Here is an 18,219-nt window from a genome sequence, read left to right as displayed (position 1 = left end):
CCGCAAGGAACCTCCCCCATGAGCACCAACGACCTGCCCCAGACCAAGATCGCCGTCATCGGCTACGGCAGCCAGGGCCGCGCCCACGCGCTGAACCTGCGCGAATCCGGCTTCGACGTGGTGGTAGGCCTGCGTCCGGGTGGCCCCACCGAGGTCAAGGCGCAGGCCGATGGCTTCACCGTCAAGGCACCGGCCGAAGCCGTGAAGGATGCCGACCTGGTCGCCGTGCTGACCCCGGACATGGTGCAGAAGAAGCTGTACGACGACGTGCTGGCGCCAAACATGAAGCAGGGCGCGGTGCTGCTGTTCGCGCACGGACTGAACGTGCACTTCGACATGATCAAGCCGCGCGAAGATCTCGACGTGGTACTGGTCGCACCGAAGGGTCCGGGCGCGCTGGTGCGCCGCGAGTATGAAATCGGCCGCGGCGTGCCGTGCATCTGGGCGGTCTACCAGGACAAGAGTGGCAAGGCGGCCGACTACGCCCTGGCCTATGCCGGTGGCCTCGGCGGCGCGCGCGCCAACCTGATCCAGACCACCTTCAAGGAAGAAACTGAAACCGATCTGTTCGGCGAGCAGGCGGTGCTGTGCGGCGGCGCTTCGGCGCTGGTGCAGGCCGGTTTCGAGACCCTGGTCGAAGCCGGTTACCAGCCGGAGATCGCCTACTACGAAGTGCTGCACGAACTGAAGCTGATCGTGGACCTGTTCTACGAAGGCGGCATCTCGCGGATGCTGGAATTCATCTCCGAAACCGCGCAGTACGGCGACTACGTCAGCGGCCCGCGGGTGATCGACGCAGGCACCAAGGCGCGCATGAAGGAAGTGCTGAAGGATATCCAGGACGGCACTTTCACCAAGAACTGGGTGGCCGAGTACGAAGCGGGCCTGCCGAACTACAACAGGTTCAAGCAGGCCGACCTGGAGCACCCGATCGAGAAGGTAGGCAAGGAACTGCGCGCCAAGATGGTCTGGTTGCAAGGACAGGCCGCGTAACCACGCGGCCTCCCCCACCCGCTCTGCAAGGTTCCCCCATGAACTCTTCCACACACCGCAGCGCGCCGCCCAACGGCGCGCGCTGGCTGACCCAGGCGCTGGAGGCCGAAGGCGTCCGCACGCTGTTCGGCTATCCCGGCGGCACCATCATGCCGTTCTACGACGCGCTGGTGGATTCGTCGCTGAAGCACATCCTGGTGCGCCATGAGCAGGGCGCGGCGCTGGCCGCCAACGGCTTCGCCCGCGCCAGCAACCAGGTGGGTGTCTGCGTGGCCACCTCCGGCCCGGGCGCCTCCAATCTGGTGACCGGCATTGCCGATGCGATGCTGGATTCGGTGCCGATGGTCTGCATCACCGGCCAGGTCGGCACCCCGCTGCTGGGCACCGATGCCTTCCAGGAGCTGGATGTGTTCGGCCTGACCCTGCCGATCGTCAAGCACAGCTGGCTGGTGCGCAGCGTCGATGACCTGCCGCGCGTGGTCGCCGACGCCTTCCGCATCGCCCGCGAAGGCCGCCCCGGCCCGGTGCTGATCGACCTGCCCAAGGACGTGCAGCTGGCCGATGCCAGCCATCTGCCAGCGCACGTGCCGAGCAGCGTCGAACCGCCGCCGGCGCCGGCCGACGACGCCATCGCCGAGGCCATCGCCGCGCTGGCCGCAGCCGAAAAGCCGGTGGTCTACGCCGGCGGTGGCATCGCGCTGGGTGATGCGGTGCAGGACCTGCGTGACTTCGTTGAAGCCAGCGCCATTCCCACCGTGATGACCCTGCGTGGCCTGGGTGCACTGCCCCCGCAGCACCCGCAGTCGCTGGGCATGCTGGGCATGCACGGCACCCGCGCGGCCAACATGGCGGTGCAGGAAAGTGACCTGCTGCTGGTGCTGGGCGCGCGCTTCGATGACCGTGCCACCGGCAAGCTGGCCGAGTTCGCACCGTTCGCCCGTGTCGTCCACATCGATGCTGACGCGTACGAGATCTCCAAGCTGCGCAGTGCCGATGTCGCCGTGCCCGGCAATGTCGGCCATGCCATCCGCGCCCTGCGTGCGGCCTTCCCCTCCCCCAAGGCCCACCAGGACGCATGGCGCAGGCGCTGTGCGCAGCATCGCGATCGCTTCGCCGCACGCTACGACGCACCGGGCCAGCACATCTACGCGCCGGCCCTGCTGAAGCGCCTGAGCGAGCTGGCCCCGGCCGATGCGGTGATCGCCTGCGATGTCGGCCAGCACCAGATGTGGGTGGCCCAGCATTGCCGCTTCAACCACCCGCGCAACCACCTGACCAGTGGTGCGCTGGGCACCATGGGCTTCGGCCTGCCGGCGGCGATGGGCGCGCAGTTCGCCTGCCCCGACCGCACCGTGGTGCTGGTGTCCGGCGATGGCAGCTTCATGATGAACGTGCAGGAGCTGGCGACCATCGCCCGCTGCCACCTGCCGGTGAAGATCGTGCTGCTGGACAACAGTTCGCTGGGCATGGTGCGGCAGTGGCAGGAACTGTTCTTTGCCGAGCGCTACAGCGAGATCGACCTGTCCGACAACCCGGACTTCGTGGCATTGGCGCAGGTGTTCGGCATTGCCGCCACCCGCATCGAGGCACGCGATGACGTGGAGGGTGGACTGGCCGCCCTGCTGGCCGAGCCGGGCCCGGCGCTGCTGCACGTGGCCATCGATGCCCGCGCCAACGTGTGGCCGCTGGTGCCACCCAACACCGCCAACAGCACCATGCTGGAAAGCAACCCTGCCCATGCCCGCCAGGAGACCCCCAATGCAATACCGGCTTGACCTGGTGCTGCACCCGGCCGAAGGCGCGCTGCTGCGCGTGATCGGCATGGCCGAGCGTCGCGGCTTCGCGCCGCGCGCAATCAGCGGCGCGCCGGTGGCCGCCGACGATGGCCGCTGGCACCTGCAGCTGGTGGTAGATGGCCAGCGCCCGGCCGAAACGCTGTGCCGGCAGATCGAGAAGATCTACGACTGCGTGTCCGTGCAGGTCACCGCCGTGGAAGGAGTATCGCCATGAACACCCGTACCGTAATGACCACGGTGCCGGTACGGAGGCGTCTTCTTCGCCGCCCGTGCCCGCATGCGGTGGTCGCCTGCACCCCGTCGGTGGCCCATGCCGGCCGCTGATGCCAGCCAGGAAAGCGATGTCGGCGACGTAAGCGTCGCCGACGTCCTGGCCGCGCAGGCCCGCCTGCGCCGCTTCCTGCCGCCCACCCCGCTGCACCATGCCGAGCGTTTCGGCACCTGGCTGAAGCTGGAGAACCTGCAGCGCACCGGTTCGTACAAGGTGCGCGGCGCGCTGAACGCACTGCTGGCCGGCCGCGAGCGCGGCGATACCCGGCCGGTGATCTGCGCCTCGGCCGGCAACCACGCCCAGGGCGTGGCCTGGTCCGCCTACCGCCTGGATGTGCCGGCCATCACCGTGATGCCGCATGGTGCGCCGGCCACCAAGATCGCCGGCGTTGCCCACTGGGGCGCCACCGTGCGCCAGCACGGCAACAGCTATGACGAGGCCTATGCCTTCGCCGTGGAACTGGCACAGCGCCATGGCTACCGTTTCCTGTCCGCGTTCGACGATGCCGATGTGATCGCCGGCCAGGGCACGGTCGGCATCGAGCTGGCCGCGCACGCCCCAGACGTGGTGATCGTGCCGATCGGCGGCGGCGGACTGGCCTCCGGCGTCGCGCTGGCACTGAAATCGCAGGGTGTGCGCGTGATCGGTGCACAGGTGGAAGGCGTCGACTCGATGGCGCGCGCGATCCGCGGTGATCTGCGCGACATCGCCCCGGCAGCCTCGCTGGCCGATGGCGTGCGGGTAAAGATTCCCGGCTTCCTGACCCGCCGTCTGTGCAGCTCGCTGCTGGATGATGTGGTGATCGTGCGCGAGGCCGAACTGCGCGAAACCCTGGTCCGGCTGGCGCTGGAAGAACACATCATCGCCGAGGGCGCCGGTGCGCTGGCGCTGGCGGCCGGCCGTCGCGTTGCCGGCCGGCGCAAATGCGCGGTGGTGTCCGGCGGCAACATCGATGCCGGCGTACTGGCCGGCCTGCTCACCGATATCCGTCCACGCCCGCCGCGCAAGCCGCGGCGACGGCGCAGTGAAACTCCGCGCTCGCCCGGCAAGGCCAGCGCCGCTGCTTCCCCCACGTCTTCCCCTTCCCCCCTGCAAGCCGCAACGCCCGCTGTCGAGGAGATTTCCCTGTGACCACCATCGAACGAATTACCACCCCGCGCATTCGCATCTTCGACACCACCCTGCGTGACGGCGAGCAGTCCCCCGGCTGCAGCATGAGCCCGCCGCAGAAGCTGGTGATGGCGCGTGCGCTGGACGAACTGGGCGTGGACATCATCGAGACCGGCTTCCCGGCCAGCTCGCAGTCCGACCGCGAAGCGATGGCCCTGATCGGCCGTGAGCTGCGCCGCCCCAGCCTGAGCCTGGCGGTGCTGTCGCGCTGCCTGCAGGCCGACATCGAAACCTCCGCACGTGCCCTGGAAGCGGCGGTCAATCCGCGCCTGCATGTGTTCCTGTCCACCAGCCCGCTGCACCGCGAGCACAAGCTGCGCATGACCCGCGAGCAGGTACTGGAATCGGTACGCAAGCACGTCACCCTGGCGCGCTCGTACATCGATGACGTGGAGTTCTCGGCCGAGGACGCCACCCGCACCGAGCTGGACTACCTGATCGAAGTTTCGCGCGTGGCGATCGCCGCCGGCGCCACCACCATCAACCTGCCCGACACCGTCGGCTTCACCACCCCGGAAGAGATCCGCGCGATGTTCCAGCAGGTCATCGCTGGCGTGGCCGATGTGCCCAACGCGGCCAACGTGATCTTCAGCGCGCACTGCCACAACGACCTGGGCCTGGCCGTGGCCAACTCGCTGGCCGCCATCGAGGGCGGTGCACGCCAGGTCGAGTGCACCGTCAACGGCATCGGTGAGCGCGCCGGCAACTGCTCGCTGGAAGAAATCGCGATGGTGCTGAAGGTGCGCCAGGCCTTCTACGAGCAGGACAGCGCGATCAACACCCCGCGCATCGTCGGCACCTCGCAGCTGCTGCAGCGCCTGGTCGGCATGCCGGTGCAGCGCAACAAGGCCATCGTCGGCGCCAATGCGTTCGCCCATGAATCGGGCATCCACCAGCACGGCATGCTGCGTCACCGCGGCACCTACGAAATCATGCGCCCGGAAGATGTGGGCTGGGAGGACTCGCAGATGGTGCTGGGCCGCCACAGCGGTCGCGCCGCCGTCGAAGCCCGCCTGCGCGCGCTGGGCTTCTGGCTGGAAGAAGACGAACTGAAGCTGGTGTTCGAGCAGTTCAAGAGCCTGTGCGAACAGCAGCGCGTGGTCACCGATGCCGACCTGCAGACGCTGATGCAGGGCGGCTCCAATGCGCAGGGCTACCGCCTGGCCTCGATGACCATCAGTGACGTCGGCAGCCGCGCCAACGCCCTGGTGGAGCTGTCCGATCCGGAAGGCAACCGCGTGGCCGAAACCGCGCAGGGCGACGGCCCGGTCGATGCGCTGTTCGGCGCGCTGTCGGCCGCCACCGGCGTGCAGCTGATGCTGGACAGCTACCACGTGCACAGCGTCGGCATCGGTGCCGATGCGCGCGGCGAAGCCAATCTGAGCGTGCGCCACGAAGGCGTGGAGTACGACGGCACCGGCACCAGCAAGGACATCATCGAAGCCTCCGCGCTGGCTTGGCTGGACGTAGCCAACCGCCTGCTGCGCCAGCGCCAGGCCACCGCTCACAGCAGCACCGACGTTGCCACCCCCGCCACCGCTTGAGGAAGCCGAGATGAGCGCCTTCGACACCCCCACCCCGACCAGCGCCGCTGGCCAGCAGTGGAACGCCCAGGACTATGCGATCGACGCCGGCTTCGTGCCGCTGCTCGGCGGCGCGGTCGCGCGCCTGCTCGACCCGCGCGCCGGTGAACGCATCCTCGACCTGGGCTGTGGCGATGGCGTGCTCAGCACCGAGCTCGCGCTGAGTGGTGCACGCATCCACGGCGTGGATGCGTCGCCGGAACTGGTGGTCGCCGCCCGCGCGCGTGGCGTCGATGCGCAGGTGATGGATGGCCACGCACTGACCTTCGACAGCGAGTTCGATGCGGTGTTCAGCAATGCCGCGCTGCACTGGATGGGCAATCCCGACCAGGTGCTGGAAGGCGTGCGCCGGGCACTGCGTCCGGGCGGGCGCTTTGTCGCCGAGTTCGGCGGCCACGGCAACGTCGCTGCGATCATTGCCGCGGTGCAGGCTGCGCGCGTGGCCCATGGCCACGGCGCCAGCGCGTTCCAGTGGTACTTCCCCACTGCTGATGCCTACGCAGACCGACTGCGCCAGCATGGTTTCCAGGTGCAGCTGATCGAGTGCACGCCGCGCCCGACCGCGCTGCCGACCGGCGTGGCCGGCTGGCTGCGCGTATTCGCCGCGCCGCTGCTGGATGACCTGCCCGCCGATGCCCGTGCCACCGTGCGCGAGGCTGCGGCCACGTTGCTGGCCGAGCTGCCGCGCAATGCCACCGGCCAGCCACTGGCCGACTACGTGCGGCTGCGCGTGCTCGCCCGTCGCCGCTGATTCAACCTTTTCGCTATCTTTCCTGATGTCCGCACTTTCGTACTTCTGCCAGGCACACGCATGACTTCCGCACCCCGCACCCTGTACGACAAACTGTGGGACGCCCACGTGGTGGTTCCCGAATCCGACAGCGCGCCCGCTGTGCTGTACATCGACCTGCACCTGATCCACGAGGTCACCTCGCCGCAGGCGTTCACCGAGCTGCGCGCGCGCGGCCTGGCGCCGCGCCGCCCGGACCGCACCAAGGCGACGATGGACCATTCCACCCCGACCCTGCCGGCCGGTGCCGACGGCAAGCTGCCCTATGCCAGCGCCGCCTCCGAAGCGCAGGTGGCCACGCTGGCGCGCAACTGCGCCGAGCACGGCATCGAACTGTTCGACATGGCCTCGGACAACCGCGGCATCGTCCACGTCATCGCGCCGGAACAGGGCTTCACCCAGCCGGGCATGACCATCGTCTGCGGTGACAGCCACACCTCCACCCACGGTGCGTTCGGCTCGCTGGCCTTCGGCATCGGCACCAGCGAAGTAGGCCACGTGCTGGCCACCCAGTGCCTGCTGCAGCGCAAGGCCAAGACCTTGGCGATCACCGTCGACGGGCCGCTGGCGCCGGGCGTGGGCGCCAAGGACGTGGTCCTGCACATCATCGGCGTGATCGGCGTGAACGGTGGCACCGGCCATGTGATCGAGTTCCGTGGCAGCACCATCGAAGCGATGGACATGGAACAGCGCATGACCCTGTGCAACATGTCCATCGAAGCCGGTGCGCGCGCCGGCATGGTGGCCCCGGACCAGGTCACCTTCGACTTCGTGGCCAACACCCCGCGCGGCCCCAAGGGCGCCGACTTCGATGCTGCCGTGGCGCGCTGGCAGCAGCTGCGCAGCGATGACGGTGCGCGCTTCGACAGCGAAGTGCACATCGACGCCGCCGACATCCGCCCGACCCTGACCTGGGGCACGCATCCGGGCACCGCCATCGCAGTGGATGCACCGATTCCCGCCGCCAACGATGCCGCCGCGCAGAAGGGCCTGGACTACATGCACTTCCAGGCCGGCAAGGCGCTGGCCGGCACACCGGTGGACGTGGTGTTCGTCGGCTCCTGCACCAATGGCCGCCTGAGTGACATGCGCGAGGTGGCACAGGTGCTGCGCGGCCGCCGCGTCGCCGACCGGGTGCGCATGCTGGTGGTGCCGGGCTCGGAGATCGTCAAGCGCGAGGCCGAGGCCGAAGGCATCCACGAAATCGTGCGCGCGGCCGGTGCCGAGTGGCGCGAGCCTGGCTGCTCGATGTGCATCGCCATGAACGGTGATCTGGTCGCGCCGGGGCAGCTGGCCGTCAGCACCAGCAACCGCAATTTCGAAGGCCGCCAGGGCCCCGGTTCGCGCACGCTGCTGGCCTCGCCGATGAGCGCGGCGTGGGCCGCAGTGAACGGGCACGTTGCCGATACCCGCGAACTGTTCGCACAGGAGGTGGCGTGATGGCCGGTTTCCGTACCCTGACTTCGTCCAGCGTGGTGCTGGCGCAGACCAACATCGACACCGACCAGATCATTCCGGCACGGTTCCTGTCCACCACCGAGCGCGCCGGCCTGGGCCGCCATGCGTTCAATGACTGGCGCTGGCAGGCCGACGGTGCGCCGGTGGCCGAGTTCGCCTTCAACCAGCCGCACAACGCCGGCCGCAGCATCCTGCTGGCCGGCCGCAACTTCGGCTGCGGCTCCTCGCGCGAGCATGCGCCGTGGGCGCTGACCGACCTGGGCCTGCGCGCCATTGTCAGCAGCGAGATCGCCGACATCTTCCGCGGCAATTCGCTGAAGAACGGCCTGCTGCCGATCGTGCTGGACGAAGCCGATGTGCAGGCGCTGATGCAGCGCCCGGACGATGAGCTGACCATCGATTTGGCCGCACGCGAGCTGCGCACCCCCGATGGCCGCGTGTATTCCTTCCCGCTGGATGGCTTCTCGCAGACCTGCCTGCTGGAAGGCGTGGATCAGTTGGGGTATCTGTTGGGCCGTGTCCCTGAAATCGAACGTTACGAGAGTGAGCATGCACGCTGAGATTGTTGTCCTGCCCGGTGATGGCATCGGCCCGGAAGTAGCCGCCGCCGCGGTTGCCGTCCTGAAGGCCGTCGCCGACCGCTTCAACCATACCTTCACCTTCAGCGAGCACGATATCGGTGGCATCGCCATCGACCGCCACGGTGAACCGCTGCCGGCCGCGACGCTGGCCGCCTGCCAGGCCGCCAATGCGGTGCTGCTGGGTGCCGTGGGTGGCCCGAAGTGGTCCGACCCGAATGCCAAGGTGCGCCCGGAGCAGGGCCTGCTGGCGATCCGCAAGGCGCTGGGCCTGTATGCCAACCTGCGCCCGGTGCGCACCCACGAGGCCGCACTGCACGCCTCGCCGATCAAGGCCGAACTACTGCAGGGCGTGGACTTCGTGGTGGTGCGCGAGCTGACCGGTGGCATCTACTTCGGCGACAAGACCCGCGATGCCGACAGCGCCAGCGACCTGTGCCGCTACACCGTGGCCGAGATCGAGCGCGTGCTGCGCAGCGCCTTCCGCCTGGCACAGCAGCGTCGCGGCAAGGTCACTTCGGTGGACAAGGCCAATGTGCTGGAAACCTCGCGCCTGTGGCGCGACGTGGCCGCACGCATCGGCCGCGAGGAATTCCCGGACGTTGCCCTGGAGCACCAACTGGTCGACTCGATGGCCATGCACCTGCTGGCCAAGCCGCGCGAGTACGACGTGATCGTGACCGAGAACATGTTCGGCGACATCCTCACCGATGAAGCCTCGATGCTGGCCGGTTCGCTGGGCCTGCTGCCGTCGGCCTCGCTGGGTGAGCCGGGCGCGGTGGGCATCTACGAGCCTATCCATGGATCGGCGCCGGACATTGCCGGCAAGGGCATCGCCAATCCGTACGCGACGATCTTCAGCGCGGCGATGCTGCTGCGCCATTCGTTGGGCTTGGAAGCCGAAGCGGCCGCGGTGGAAGCGGCCGTGCATGCGGTGTTGGATGACGGCGTGTTCACCACCGACCTCGCGGCGAAGGGCCAGGCCGTGAGTACGGCGGCCGCCACCGACGCGGTACTGGCCAAGCTGGCCTGATCCGGTAGCGCCACGCCATGCGTGGCGGCTTTTGTCCGTGCCAACCAAGGTTGGCACCTACCAAGACGATAAGTCCACGCCATGCGTGGCGGCCTTTGCCCGTGCCAACCAAGGTTGGCACCTACCAAGACGGTGGAGCCACGCCATGCGGGGCTTTGCTTACTTGGTGGTATACCCACCATTGACCAGGATCGTCTGCCCGGTCATCCACCAGCCATCGGTCACCAGGAAGCGGATCCACGGCACGATGTCGGCGATGTCGGTCAGGCCGGTACGGGTGAACGCCGACAGCGCCGCAGCAGTCTTGTGATACGCCTGCGCATCAGCACTCTCGGCCGGGTAGAAGAACGGCGTATCCATCGGACCGGGGCCGATCGCGGTCACCGAGATGCCGCGCTCACCAAACTCCTTCGACGCCGCACGGGTGAAATGCTCGACCGGCGCCTTGGTGCCGGCGTAGCTGGAATAGAACGGCGTGTAGGCACCCAGCAGCGAGGTGACCAGGGTGCAGATGCGGCCACCGTCGTTGACGTGGCGCCCCGCCTCCTTGAGGAAGAAGAACGCCACCTTGGCGTTGACCGCGCTCATCTCGTCGTACTCGGCTTCACTGATCTCCAGCAGCGGCTTCTTCAGCACCTTGCCCACGGTGTTGATGGCAATGTCGGGACGGCCAACCGCGGCCACGGCGTCGGCGAACAAGCGCTCCATCGCTGCCGCCGAGGTCAGTTCGCCCTGCAGGGCCACCGCCTTGCTGCCGGCCGCCTGCACCGCAGCGACGGTGGCTTCGGCGTCGGCCTGGGTGGCGGCACTGTTGTAGTGGATGACGATGGCCTTGGCGCCCTGTGCGGCGAAGTCGCGGGCGATCAGGCCGCCCAGGTTCTTGGCGCCACCAGCGATCAGCACGGTCTTGCCCTTGAGGGAATGGTCGGTCATGGCTTCGGTCTCGGGGAGGAGGCTGCCCGGGGTGGCAACCCTGTCCTGACGACGATATCGTGCGGAAAAAGCGGATAAAGCCCGCCACATTGACTTAACTTTCCAGAGCCAGCGAACAATGGACCGGATCGACCGCTTCCGCATCTTCGCCCGGGTCGTGGAGTGCGCCAGCTTCACCCGCGCCGCCGATCAACTCGGCCTGCCGCGCTCCACCGTGTCGGCGGCGGTGGCGGAGCTGGAGCAGCGGCTGGGTACCCGCCTGCTGCAGCGCTCGACCCGCCGCGTCTCCACCACCCACGATGGCGACGTGTTCCATGCGCGCTGCCTGCGCCTGATCGCCGAGGTCGAAGACGCCGAATCGCTGTTCCGCCAGGACGACGCGCAGCCGGTGGGCCTGCTGAAGATCGACGTGCCCAGCCGCATCGGCCGCCGCATCATCGCCCCCGCCCTGCCCGACTTCTTCGCCCGCCATCCGCAGGTGGAGGTGGATCTGGGCATGACCGACCGCGCGGTGAACCTGATCGAGGACGGTTGCGATGCGGTGCTGCGGGTCGGTCATCTGGGCGATTCCAGCCTGGTGGCGCGTACGCTGGGCGAGCTGGATTTCGTCAACGTCGCCGCGCCCGCATATCTGCGCGAGCACGGCGAGCCGCAGCATCCTGCAGATCTGCAGCAGCATCGCGCGGTGAACTACGCCTCACCGACCACGGCACGGGTGGAACCTTGGGAATGGCAGGACGGTGCGCAGCTGCGTACGTTGCCGATAGCCGGCTGGGTGCGGGTGAACAGCGCAGAGGCATCGATCGCATGCTGCGTGGCCGGGCTGGGGCTGTTGCAGATTCCGCGCTATGACGTGCAGGCGGAGCTGCAATCCGGCGAACTGGTGGAGGTGATGCCGCAGTACGTGGCACAACCGCTGCCGGTGACCCTGCTGCTGCCGCATCGGCAGCACCGCGCACCACGCGTACAGGTGTTCATCGAATGGCTGTTGCCGGTGCTTCGAACCGGCCTGCAATTGCGGTAGATCCACGCCGCGCGTGGATGGTGCAAGATGGAGATAGCGAACCAGAGCGCTACAGCCAGGGAGCCCGGCCGTGTTTCACTCCGATCTGATCAACGCTATCGCGGCAGGCATGGCCCTGCTGCTTTCTGTCATCGCCGCCTGGACGATGCACCGACGGCTGCGCACGCGCAGGAGTGCCGGGTTCGCGTGGTCGACCACGGCCATGTGCCTGTGGCCCTTCCTGTCGTCCCCTGCCATGGCCCTGGTGATCTACTATTCCGGCAACCCGTTGCCCGAACCCTGGGCCAACGCTCTGGGCCTGGCCATCGATTCGTTCATCCCGATGCTGCTGACCCTGGCATCCGCCGCGCTCTTCCTGCTGGCGGTGCGCGGCATCGAGCGCCACAAGACACCTTCGGTCTGAACGAGAGAGGCATCGAACCATCTCCTGCAGCCACCCATGGGGTGGCTCTACTGATTACGTGGGGGATTGGGGGCATCCGTGCCAACCAAGGTTGACACCTACCACATCGGTAGATCCACGCCATGCGTGAATGCATGCATCCGTGCCAACCAAGGTTGGCACCTGCCACATCAGTAGATCCACGCCATGCGTGGATGGTGCATCCGTGCCAACCAAGGTTGGCACCTACCTGGAGGGGACCAACCGGCATGGGTGGGGTCAGAGCCCTTTCCCGGAGGGAAAGGGATCCGACCCCGGCCGGGTATTACGCCCCGGATTCGTCCGGCTTGACCCGGAACCACGCCGCGTACAGCGCCGGCAGGAACACCAGGGTCAGTACCGTACCCACGATCAGGCCGCCCATGATCGAGATCGCCATCGAGCCGTAGAACGCGCTGCGCGACAGCGGAATCATCGCCAGCACCGCTGCCAGCGCGGTCAGCACGATCGGGCGGAAGCGGCGCACGGTGGCATCGATGATTGAATGCCAACGGTCATGCCCGGCATCGATGTCCTGCTGGATCTGGTCGATCAGGATCACCGAGTTGCGCATGATCATGCCGGCCAGCGCGATCGTGCCCAGCAAGGCCACGAACCCGAACGGCGCGCGGAACAGCAGCAGGAACAAGGTCGCGCCGATGATGCCCAGCGGTGCGGTCACCAGCACCATCGCCGCACGCGAGAAGCTGCGCAGCTGCAGCATCAGCAGGGTGGCCACCACCACCAGGAACAGCGGCATGCCGGCCTTGATCGAGTTCTGGCCACGTGCCGAATCCTCCACGGTGCCGCCGGTCTCCAGCAGATAGCCATTGGGCAGCTCGGCACGGATGCCGTCCAGCGCCGGCAGGATCTGGTGCACCACGTCCAGCGGTTGCATGCCGTCGCCGATGTCGGCACGTACGGTCACCGTCGGCAGGCGGTTGCGATGCCAGATGATGCCGTCCTCGAAGCCGTACTCCATCGTCGCCACCTGCGACAGCGTGATGCTGCCGCCGTTGGTGGTCGGCATCGACAGGCTCGACAGCAGCTCCAGCTGGTTGCGCTCGTCGGCCGGGCCACGCAGCAGCATCTCGATCTGGCGGTTGCCTTCGCGGTACACGCTCACCGACTGCCCGGCCAGCGAGCTGGACAGGAACTGGCTGACCTGCGCGCTGCTCACGCCCAGCGCGCGGGCGCGTTCCTGATCGATCACCAGGCGCACCACCTTGCTCGGCTCGCTCCAGTCCAGGTTGACGTTGATCACGTGCGGGTTCTGGCGCACCTTGGCCTCGACCTGGCGGGCGATCGCCTGCACCCGCTCGATGTGCTCGCCGGAGATGCGCATCTGCACCGGGTAACCAACCGGCGGGCCGTTCTCCAGGCGGGTCACGCGCATCTGCACGTCCGGGAACTGCGGGATGACCTCCTTCAACAGCCAGCTGCGGGCGGTTTCACGCGCCTTGGTGTCCTTGGCCAGGATCACGAACTGGGCAAAGTTGGTGGCTGGCAGCTGCTGGTCCAGCGGCAGGTAGAAGCGCGGCGAGCCGGTGCCCACATAGGACACGTAGTTGGCGATGTCCTGGCGGCCCTGCAGCAGCTTCTCCAGCTTCTCGGCCTGGGCCTGGGTCGAGCGCAGCGACGCGCCCTCGGCCAGCTCGATGTCCACCATCAGTTCCGGCCGGGTCGAATCCGGGAAGAACTGCTGTGGCACGAAGCGGAACATCATCAGCGAGAACACGAACAGCGCGATGGTCGCGGCGATCACCCACCAGCGACGGCGCAGGCAGGCGTCGAGGAAGCGGCGGAAGCTGCGGTAGAACGGGCGCTGGTACGGGTCATGGTCGTGCCCGTGCTGCGGCGGCGCGATCAGGTTGGCCAGTGCCGGGTAGCGATCGGCCCACTGCTGGCGCTTGGCATGCCAGCGCGCGGACAGGCTGCCCGGCTTCGGCGGCTGCGGATTGAACAGGTCCGGCAGCATCTTGTCGCCCAGATACGGGATGAACAGCACTGCGGCAATCCACGACACCACCAGCGCGATGGTCACCACCTGGAACAGCGAGCGGGTGTATTCACCGGTGCTCGATGCCGCCGTTGCAATGGGCAGGAAGCCGGCCGCAGTGATCAGCGTACCGGTCAGCATCGGGAACGCGGTCGACTCCCAGGCGAAACTGGCCGCGCGCAGGCGGTCGTAGCCCTGCTCCATCTTGGTGGCCATCATCTCCACTGCGATGATCGCATCGTCCACCAACAGGCCCAGTGCCAGCACCAGCGCACCGAGCGAGATCTTGTGCAGGCCGATGTCGAAGTAATGCATGACGAAGAACGTCATCGCCAGCACCAGCGGGATGGTCACGCCTACCACCAGGCCGGTGCGCAGGCCCAGCGAGAAGAAGCTGACCAGCAGCACGATCACCACCGCTTCGGTCAGCACCTGCACGAACTCGCCGACCGACTCCTCCACCGACTGCGGCTGGTCGGAGACCTTGCGCAGCTGCATGCCCGCCGGCAGGGTCTTCTGCAGGCGCTGGAACTCGGCATCGAGGTTGGCACCGAGCTTGAGGATGTCACCGCCATCCTTCATCGCCACCGCCAGGCCGATCGCCTCTTCGCCCATGAAGCGCATCTTCGGCGACGCCGGATCGGCGAAGCCACGCTTGACCTCGGCGATGTCGCCCAGATGCACGGTGCGCTCACCGGCGCGGATCGGGAACTGGCGGATCGCTTCGATATCGTTGAACTGGCCGGTCACGCGCAGCTGCACGCGGTCGGTGGCGGTCTCGAAGAAGCTGGTGCCACTCACCGCATTCTGGTCGGCCAGCGCCTGCTGCACCTGCTGCATCGACACGCCCAGCGTGGCCAGGCGGGTGTTGGACAACTCGATCCACACCTTCTCGTCCTGCAACCCAACCAGGTCGATCTTGCCGACGTCGGGCACGCGCTGCAGCTCCAGCTGGATGCGGTCGGCGTAGTCGCGCATCACCGCATAGTCGAAGCCCTTGCCGGTCAACGCATAGATGTTGCCGTAGGTGTCGCCGAATTCATCGTTGAAGAACGGGCCGACGATCTCGCGCGGCAACGTCGCGCGGATATCACCCACGCGCTTGCGCACCTGGTACCACAGGTCCGGAATCTGCTTGGAACGCAGGCTGTCGCGGGCCATGAAGATGACCTGCGATTCGCCCGGGCGCGAGTACGAGCGGATGAACTCGTACTCGCCGGTGTTCATCAGCGCCTTTTCGATCGGCTCGGTCACCTGCCGCGAGACCTGCTCGGCGGTGGCGCCCGGCCACAACGTGCGCACCACCATCGCCTTGAAGGTGAACGGCGGATCTTCGGATTGGCCCAGATGCTTGTACGACCACGCACCGATCAGGGCGAAGGCAAGCATCGCAAACAGCACCAGTGGTCGATTGGCCAGCGCCCACTCGGAAAGATTGAAGCGGCGCACCGGCTTACTCCTTGGCCTTGGCGGCAGCAGGCGGTACGGCCGGTTTCAGCACCGGGCGGTTCTGCCGGTCCACCGCGATCACCGGCTGGCCGGCGCGCAGCAGATGGCCACCGGCGGCGACCACCCAGTCAGCGGCGCCAACGCCGGACAGCACCGGTACCGTCTCGCTGCCATAGGCACCGGTGGTGACGGTGGCAGTCTTCAGCGTGCTGTTGGCCGGATCGACCACCCACACGCTGGCCGCACCGTTGGCGCCGCGCTGCAGCGCGCCCAGCGGCAACTGCAGCGTGCCGTGGCGGCCGGCGCTGCTGTAGACGCGCGCGCTCTGCCCCAGTTCGACATCGGCCAGCGCATCGGCGGCCAGGCTGACGCGGGTGGCATAGGTACGCGCCTGCGGATCGGCGGCGGCGGCGATCTCGCGGATCGTGCCCGGCAGGCGCTGGCCCGGGCGGTTCCACAGTTCCACCTCGACCGGCTGGCCGACTGCATAGTCGCGGATGGTGGCTTCGGGCAGGTCGATCAGCACTTCGCGGCCACCGTCGGCGGCCAGGTTGAAGATGGTCTGACCGGCGGATACCACCTGCCCGGCTTCGGCCTCGCGGCTGGCGATCACACCATCAGCCGGCGCGCGCAGCTGCGCGTAGTCAGCCTGGTTGCGCAGCACATCGAGGTTGGCGCGGGCGGCGTTGGCCTGGCCCTGCGCAGCCTTGAACGCGGCCGATTGCTGGTCCAGCTGCGAGCGGCTGACCAGCTGCTGGTCGGCCAGCACCTGGTAGCGCTTGAGGTCGTCGCGGGCGCGTACCAGATCGGCTTCGGCCGCGGCCAGCTGGGCCTGCGAGGCACGCGCCTGCAGCGCGAAGTCGGCCACGTCCAGTTCGGCCAGCACGTCGCCCTTCTTCACCCGCTGGCCGGCATCGACATGACGCTTGACCAGGTTGCCGCCGACGCGGAACGACAGTGGGCTTTCCTGGCGGGCACGCACCGTGCCCGGGAACGCCGCCGGCGCCTGCCCGGCCTGTTCGCCGGGATGCACCACCAGCACCGGCACGGCCGCCTGCGGCGCCTGCTCCTGCCCCGAACAGGCTGCCAGCGCAGCCACCCACACCATACCGCCCATCCAGCGCACGATCTTCATCGGTCAACGTCCTGAAAACGCAGGGTTGCAACAAGGGGGCCACGACTGCCGGCCCAATTTAATAAACCGGCCGGTATAGTATAAATATCGAACCGCTTGGTCTAGTATTGTTGCGATGAGTTCTTCCACTTCCCGCAAGCCGTCGGCCAAGCCCGCTGTCAAGGCCGCCGGACCCGGGCGCCCCAAGGATCTGGGCAAGCGCGCGGCGATCCTTGAAGCAGCCAAGGCACTGTTCATCGAACAGGGCTATACCGGCGTGAGCATGGACGCCATCGCCGCCCAGGCCGGCGTCTCGAAGCTGACCGTGTACAGCCATTTCGGCGACAAGGAGACCCTGTTCTCCGAGGCGGTGCAGTCCAAGTGCATTGAAATGCTGCCCGATGCGCTGTTCGTGGCCGATGCGGAGGGTCCTCTGCGCGACCAGCTGATCGGCATCGGCCTGGCCTTCTTCGAGCTGATCACCTCCGACGCGGCGATCTCGATCCAGCGCATGATGATGGCACCGGAGACCGACGAGCGCCTGCGCGAGCTGTTCTGGCAGGCCGGCCCGGAGCGCACCTGCGAGGCCCTGGCCGACTTCCTGCGTGCCCGCGGCGAACGCGGCGAGCTGGACATCCCCGACTACTACCTGGCCGGCCAGCAGTTCCTGACCCTGGTGAAGGGCGAAGTGCACATGCATATGATGTGCGGCATGCCACTGTCACCGGTGGAGTGCGACCCTCTTGCCCACGTGACCGCCAGCATCGACTTTTTCCTGCGCGCCTATGCGCCGCGAAGGGCCGGAACCGGCTGAAACGGCAAACCTGAATGAACCGGAGGTCGCGATGACTTCCGGCACTGCGACCCCGGCCCCCCGGCAGCTGATGCTCTGGGCGCGCCGCCGGCCTCCGGCACCGGTAAAATGGCCGGCCCACTGCGCTGGATTTGAACCTCATGACGATTGATTACGCCCACGCCCGCGAACTGATGGTGGAACAGCAGATCCGTCCCTGGGACGTGCTGGACATCAAGGTGCTCGACGTCCTGGCCCGCCTGCCGCGCGAGGCCTTTGTCGCCGATGCACACCGGGCGCTGGCCTACGCCGATGTTGAACTGCCGATCGGCAACGGCCAGAAGATGATGAAGCCGGTCATCGAGGGCCGTACCCTGCAGGCGCTGGACCTGCAGCCGGGTGACGAAGTGCTGGAGATCGGCACCGGCAGCGGTTTCCTGGCCGCCTGCATCGGCGCGCTGGCGCGCGACGTGCTGAGCCTGGAGATCGATGCCGAACTGGCCGCTGCCGCGCGCGCGCGCCTGGACGCTTCCGGCCTGGGCAGCAATGTCCGCGTGGAAGTGGCCGATGCCCTGTCGTGGCAGACCGAACGCCGTTTTGACGTGATCTGTGTCACTGGTGCGGTCGACGTGGTGCCGTCACAGTTTGCTTCGTGGCTGCGTCCGGGTGGCCGCCTGTTCGTGATCCACGGCCGCTCGCCGGCGATGGAGGCCCTGCTGGTCAAGGCCGACGGCAGCACCGAGTCCCTGTTCGAGACCGATATCGATTACCTGCGCGGTGCCGCCCCGGCACCCCAGTTCCACCTCTGAGTCCA

At 67.6% G+C, this 18,219-nt stretch carries 16 protein-coding genes; 13 read left to right on the top strand and 3 right to left on the bottom strand.

What is annotated here, in order from left to right; genetic code table 11:
• Window positions 1–18 precede the first annotated feature (18 nt).
• The 9 genes from ilvC (at window position 19) to leuB (ending at window position 9,672) form a co-directional block, all read left to right on the top strand.
• Window positions 19–993 (top strand): ketol-acid reductoisomerase, encoded by a 975-nt coding sequence (gene ilvC / locus C9412_RS10660; protein ID WP_107231597.1) that lies wholly within the window; start codon window positions 19–21, stop codon window positions 991–993.
• A 38-nt stretch (window positions 994–1,031) separates the two neighbouring features.
• Entirely contained in the window at window positions 1,032–2,768 is a 1,737-nt protein-coding gene (gene ilvG / locus C9412_RS10655) for an acetolactate synthase 2 catalytic subunit (RefSeq protein ID WP_107231596.1), read from the top strand.
• Window positions 2,752–3,003 (top strand): ACT domain-containing protein, encoded by a 252-nt coding sequence (locus C9412_RS10650; RefSeq protein WP_005410947.1) that lies wholly within the window; start codon window positions 2,752–2,754, stop codon window positions 3,001–3,003. The genes ilvG and C9412_RS10650 overlap by 17 nt, the downstream gene beginning before the upstream one ends.
• A gap of 96 nt (window positions 3,004–3,099) precedes the next feature.
• Window positions 3,100–4,191 carry a threonine dehydratase gene (locus C9412_RS10645; RefSeq protein ID WP_107231595.1) on the top strand — a complete coding sequence of 364 codons (1,092 nt, stop codon included), beginning with the start codon at window positions 3,100–3,102 and terminating at the stop codon, window positions 4,189–4,191.
• Window positions 4,188–5,774, top strand: a complete 1,587-nt coding sequence (locus tag C9412_RS10640; RefSeq protein ID WP_107231594.1) for a 2-isopropylmalate synthase — start codon at window positions 4,188–4,190, stop codon at window positions 5,772–5,774. The genes C9412_RS10645 and C9412_RS10640 overlap by 4 nt, the downstream gene beginning before the upstream one ends.
• 10 nt (window positions 5,775–5,784) lie before the next feature.
• A complete protein-coding gene (locus C9412_RS10635; RefSeq protein ID WP_107231593.1) occupies window positions 5,785–6,564 on the top strand; it encodes a class I SAM-dependent methyltransferase in 780 nt (259 codons plus the stop codon).
• Window positions 6,565–6,624: 60 nt separating this feature from the next.
• Window positions 6,625–8,043 (top strand): 3-isopropylmalate dehydratase large subunit, encoded by a 1,419-nt coding sequence (gene leuC, locus C9412_RS10630; RefSeq protein ID WP_107231592.1) that lies wholly within the window; start codon window positions 6,625–6,627, stop codon window positions 8,041–8,043.
• A complete protein-coding gene (gene leuD / locus C9412_RS10625) occupies window positions 8,043–8,621 on the top strand; it encodes a 3-isopropylmalate dehydratase small subunit (RefSeq protein WP_107231591.1) in 579 nt (192 codons plus the stop codon). Before leuC ends, leuD begins: the two co-directional genes overlap by 1 nt.
• Complete coding sequence (leuB, locus tag C9412_RS10620) at window positions 8,611–9,672, top strand: 3-isopropylmalate dehydrogenase (RefSeq protein WP_107231590.1); 1,062 nt, start codon at window positions 8,611–8,613, stop codon at window positions 9,670–9,672. Before leuD ends, leuB begins: the two co-directional genes overlap by 11 nt.
• A gap of 159 nt (window positions 9,673–9,831) precedes the next feature.
• On the opposite strand, the gene C9412_RS10615 is transcribed toward leuB, so the two are convergent.
• Window positions 9,832–10,605 (bottom strand): SDR family oxidoreductase, encoded by a 774-nt coding sequence (locus tag C9412_RS10615; protein WP_107231589.1) that lies wholly within the window; start codon window positions 10,603–10,605, stop codon window positions 9,832–9,834.
• Between the two features lie 118 nt (window positions 10,606–10,723).
• On the opposite strand from C9412_RS10615, the gene C9412_RS10610 reads away from it, so the two are divergent.
• Window positions 10,724–11,629, top strand: coding sequence for a LysR family transcriptional regulator (locus C9412_RS10610; protein WP_107231588.1), 906 nt, complete (start codon window positions 10,724–10,726; stop codon window positions 11,627–11,629).
• A 70-nt stretch (window positions 11,630–11,699) separates the two neighbouring features.
• Window positions 11,700–12,032 carry a hypothetical protein gene (locus tag C9412_RS20545; protein ID WP_146160139.1) on the top strand — a complete coding sequence of 111 codons (333 nt, stop codon included), beginning with the start codon at window positions 11,700–11,702 and terminating at the stop codon, window positions 12,030–12,032.
• A 304-nt stretch (window positions 12,033–12,336) separates the two neighbouring features.
• On the opposite strand, the gene C9412_RS10600 is transcribed toward C9412_RS20545, so the two are convergent.
• Together C9412_RS10600 and C9412_RS10595 are read right to left on the bottom strand one after the other, a co-directional pair.
• Window positions 12,337–15,498: an efflux RND transporter permease subunit gene (locus C9412_RS10600; protein WP_107231586.1), complete on the bottom strand. Its 3,162-nt coding sequence runs from the start codon at window positions 15,496–15,498 to the stop codon at window positions 12,337–12,339.
• Between the two features lie 4 nt (window positions 15,499–15,502).
• Window positions 15,503–16,633: an efflux RND transporter periplasmic adaptor subunit gene (locus tag C9412_RS10595; protein WP_107231585.1), complete on the bottom strand. Its 1,131-nt coding sequence runs from the start codon at window positions 16,631–16,633 to the stop codon at window positions 15,503–15,505.
• Window positions 16,634–16,748: 115 nt separating this feature from the next.
• Here C9412_RS10595 and C9412_RS10590 point away from each other — a divergent pair, with 115 nt between their 5' ends.
• Together C9412_RS10590 and C9412_RS10585 are read left to right on the top strand one after the other, a co-directional pair.
• Entirely contained in the window at window positions 16,749–17,426 is a 678-nt protein-coding gene (locus C9412_RS10590; RefSeq protein ID WP_107231584.1) for a TetR/AcrR family transcriptional regulator, read from the top strand.
• Window positions 17,427–17,566: 140 nt separating this feature from the next.
• A complete protein-coding gene (locus C9412_RS10585; protein WP_107231583.1) occupies window positions 17,567–18,214 on the top strand; it encodes a protein-L-isoaspartate O-methyltransferase in 648 nt (215 codons plus the stop codon).
• Window positions 18,215–18,219 lie beyond the last annotated feature (5 nt).

This window comes from Stenotrophomonas sp. Nf1 (assembly GCF_003028475.1).
Classification (GTDB): domain Bacteria; phylum Pseudomonadota; class Gammaproteobacteria; order Xanthomonadales; family Xanthomonadaceae; genus Stenotrophomonas.
This window is presented reverse-complemented; position numbering and strand designations above follow the sequence as displayed.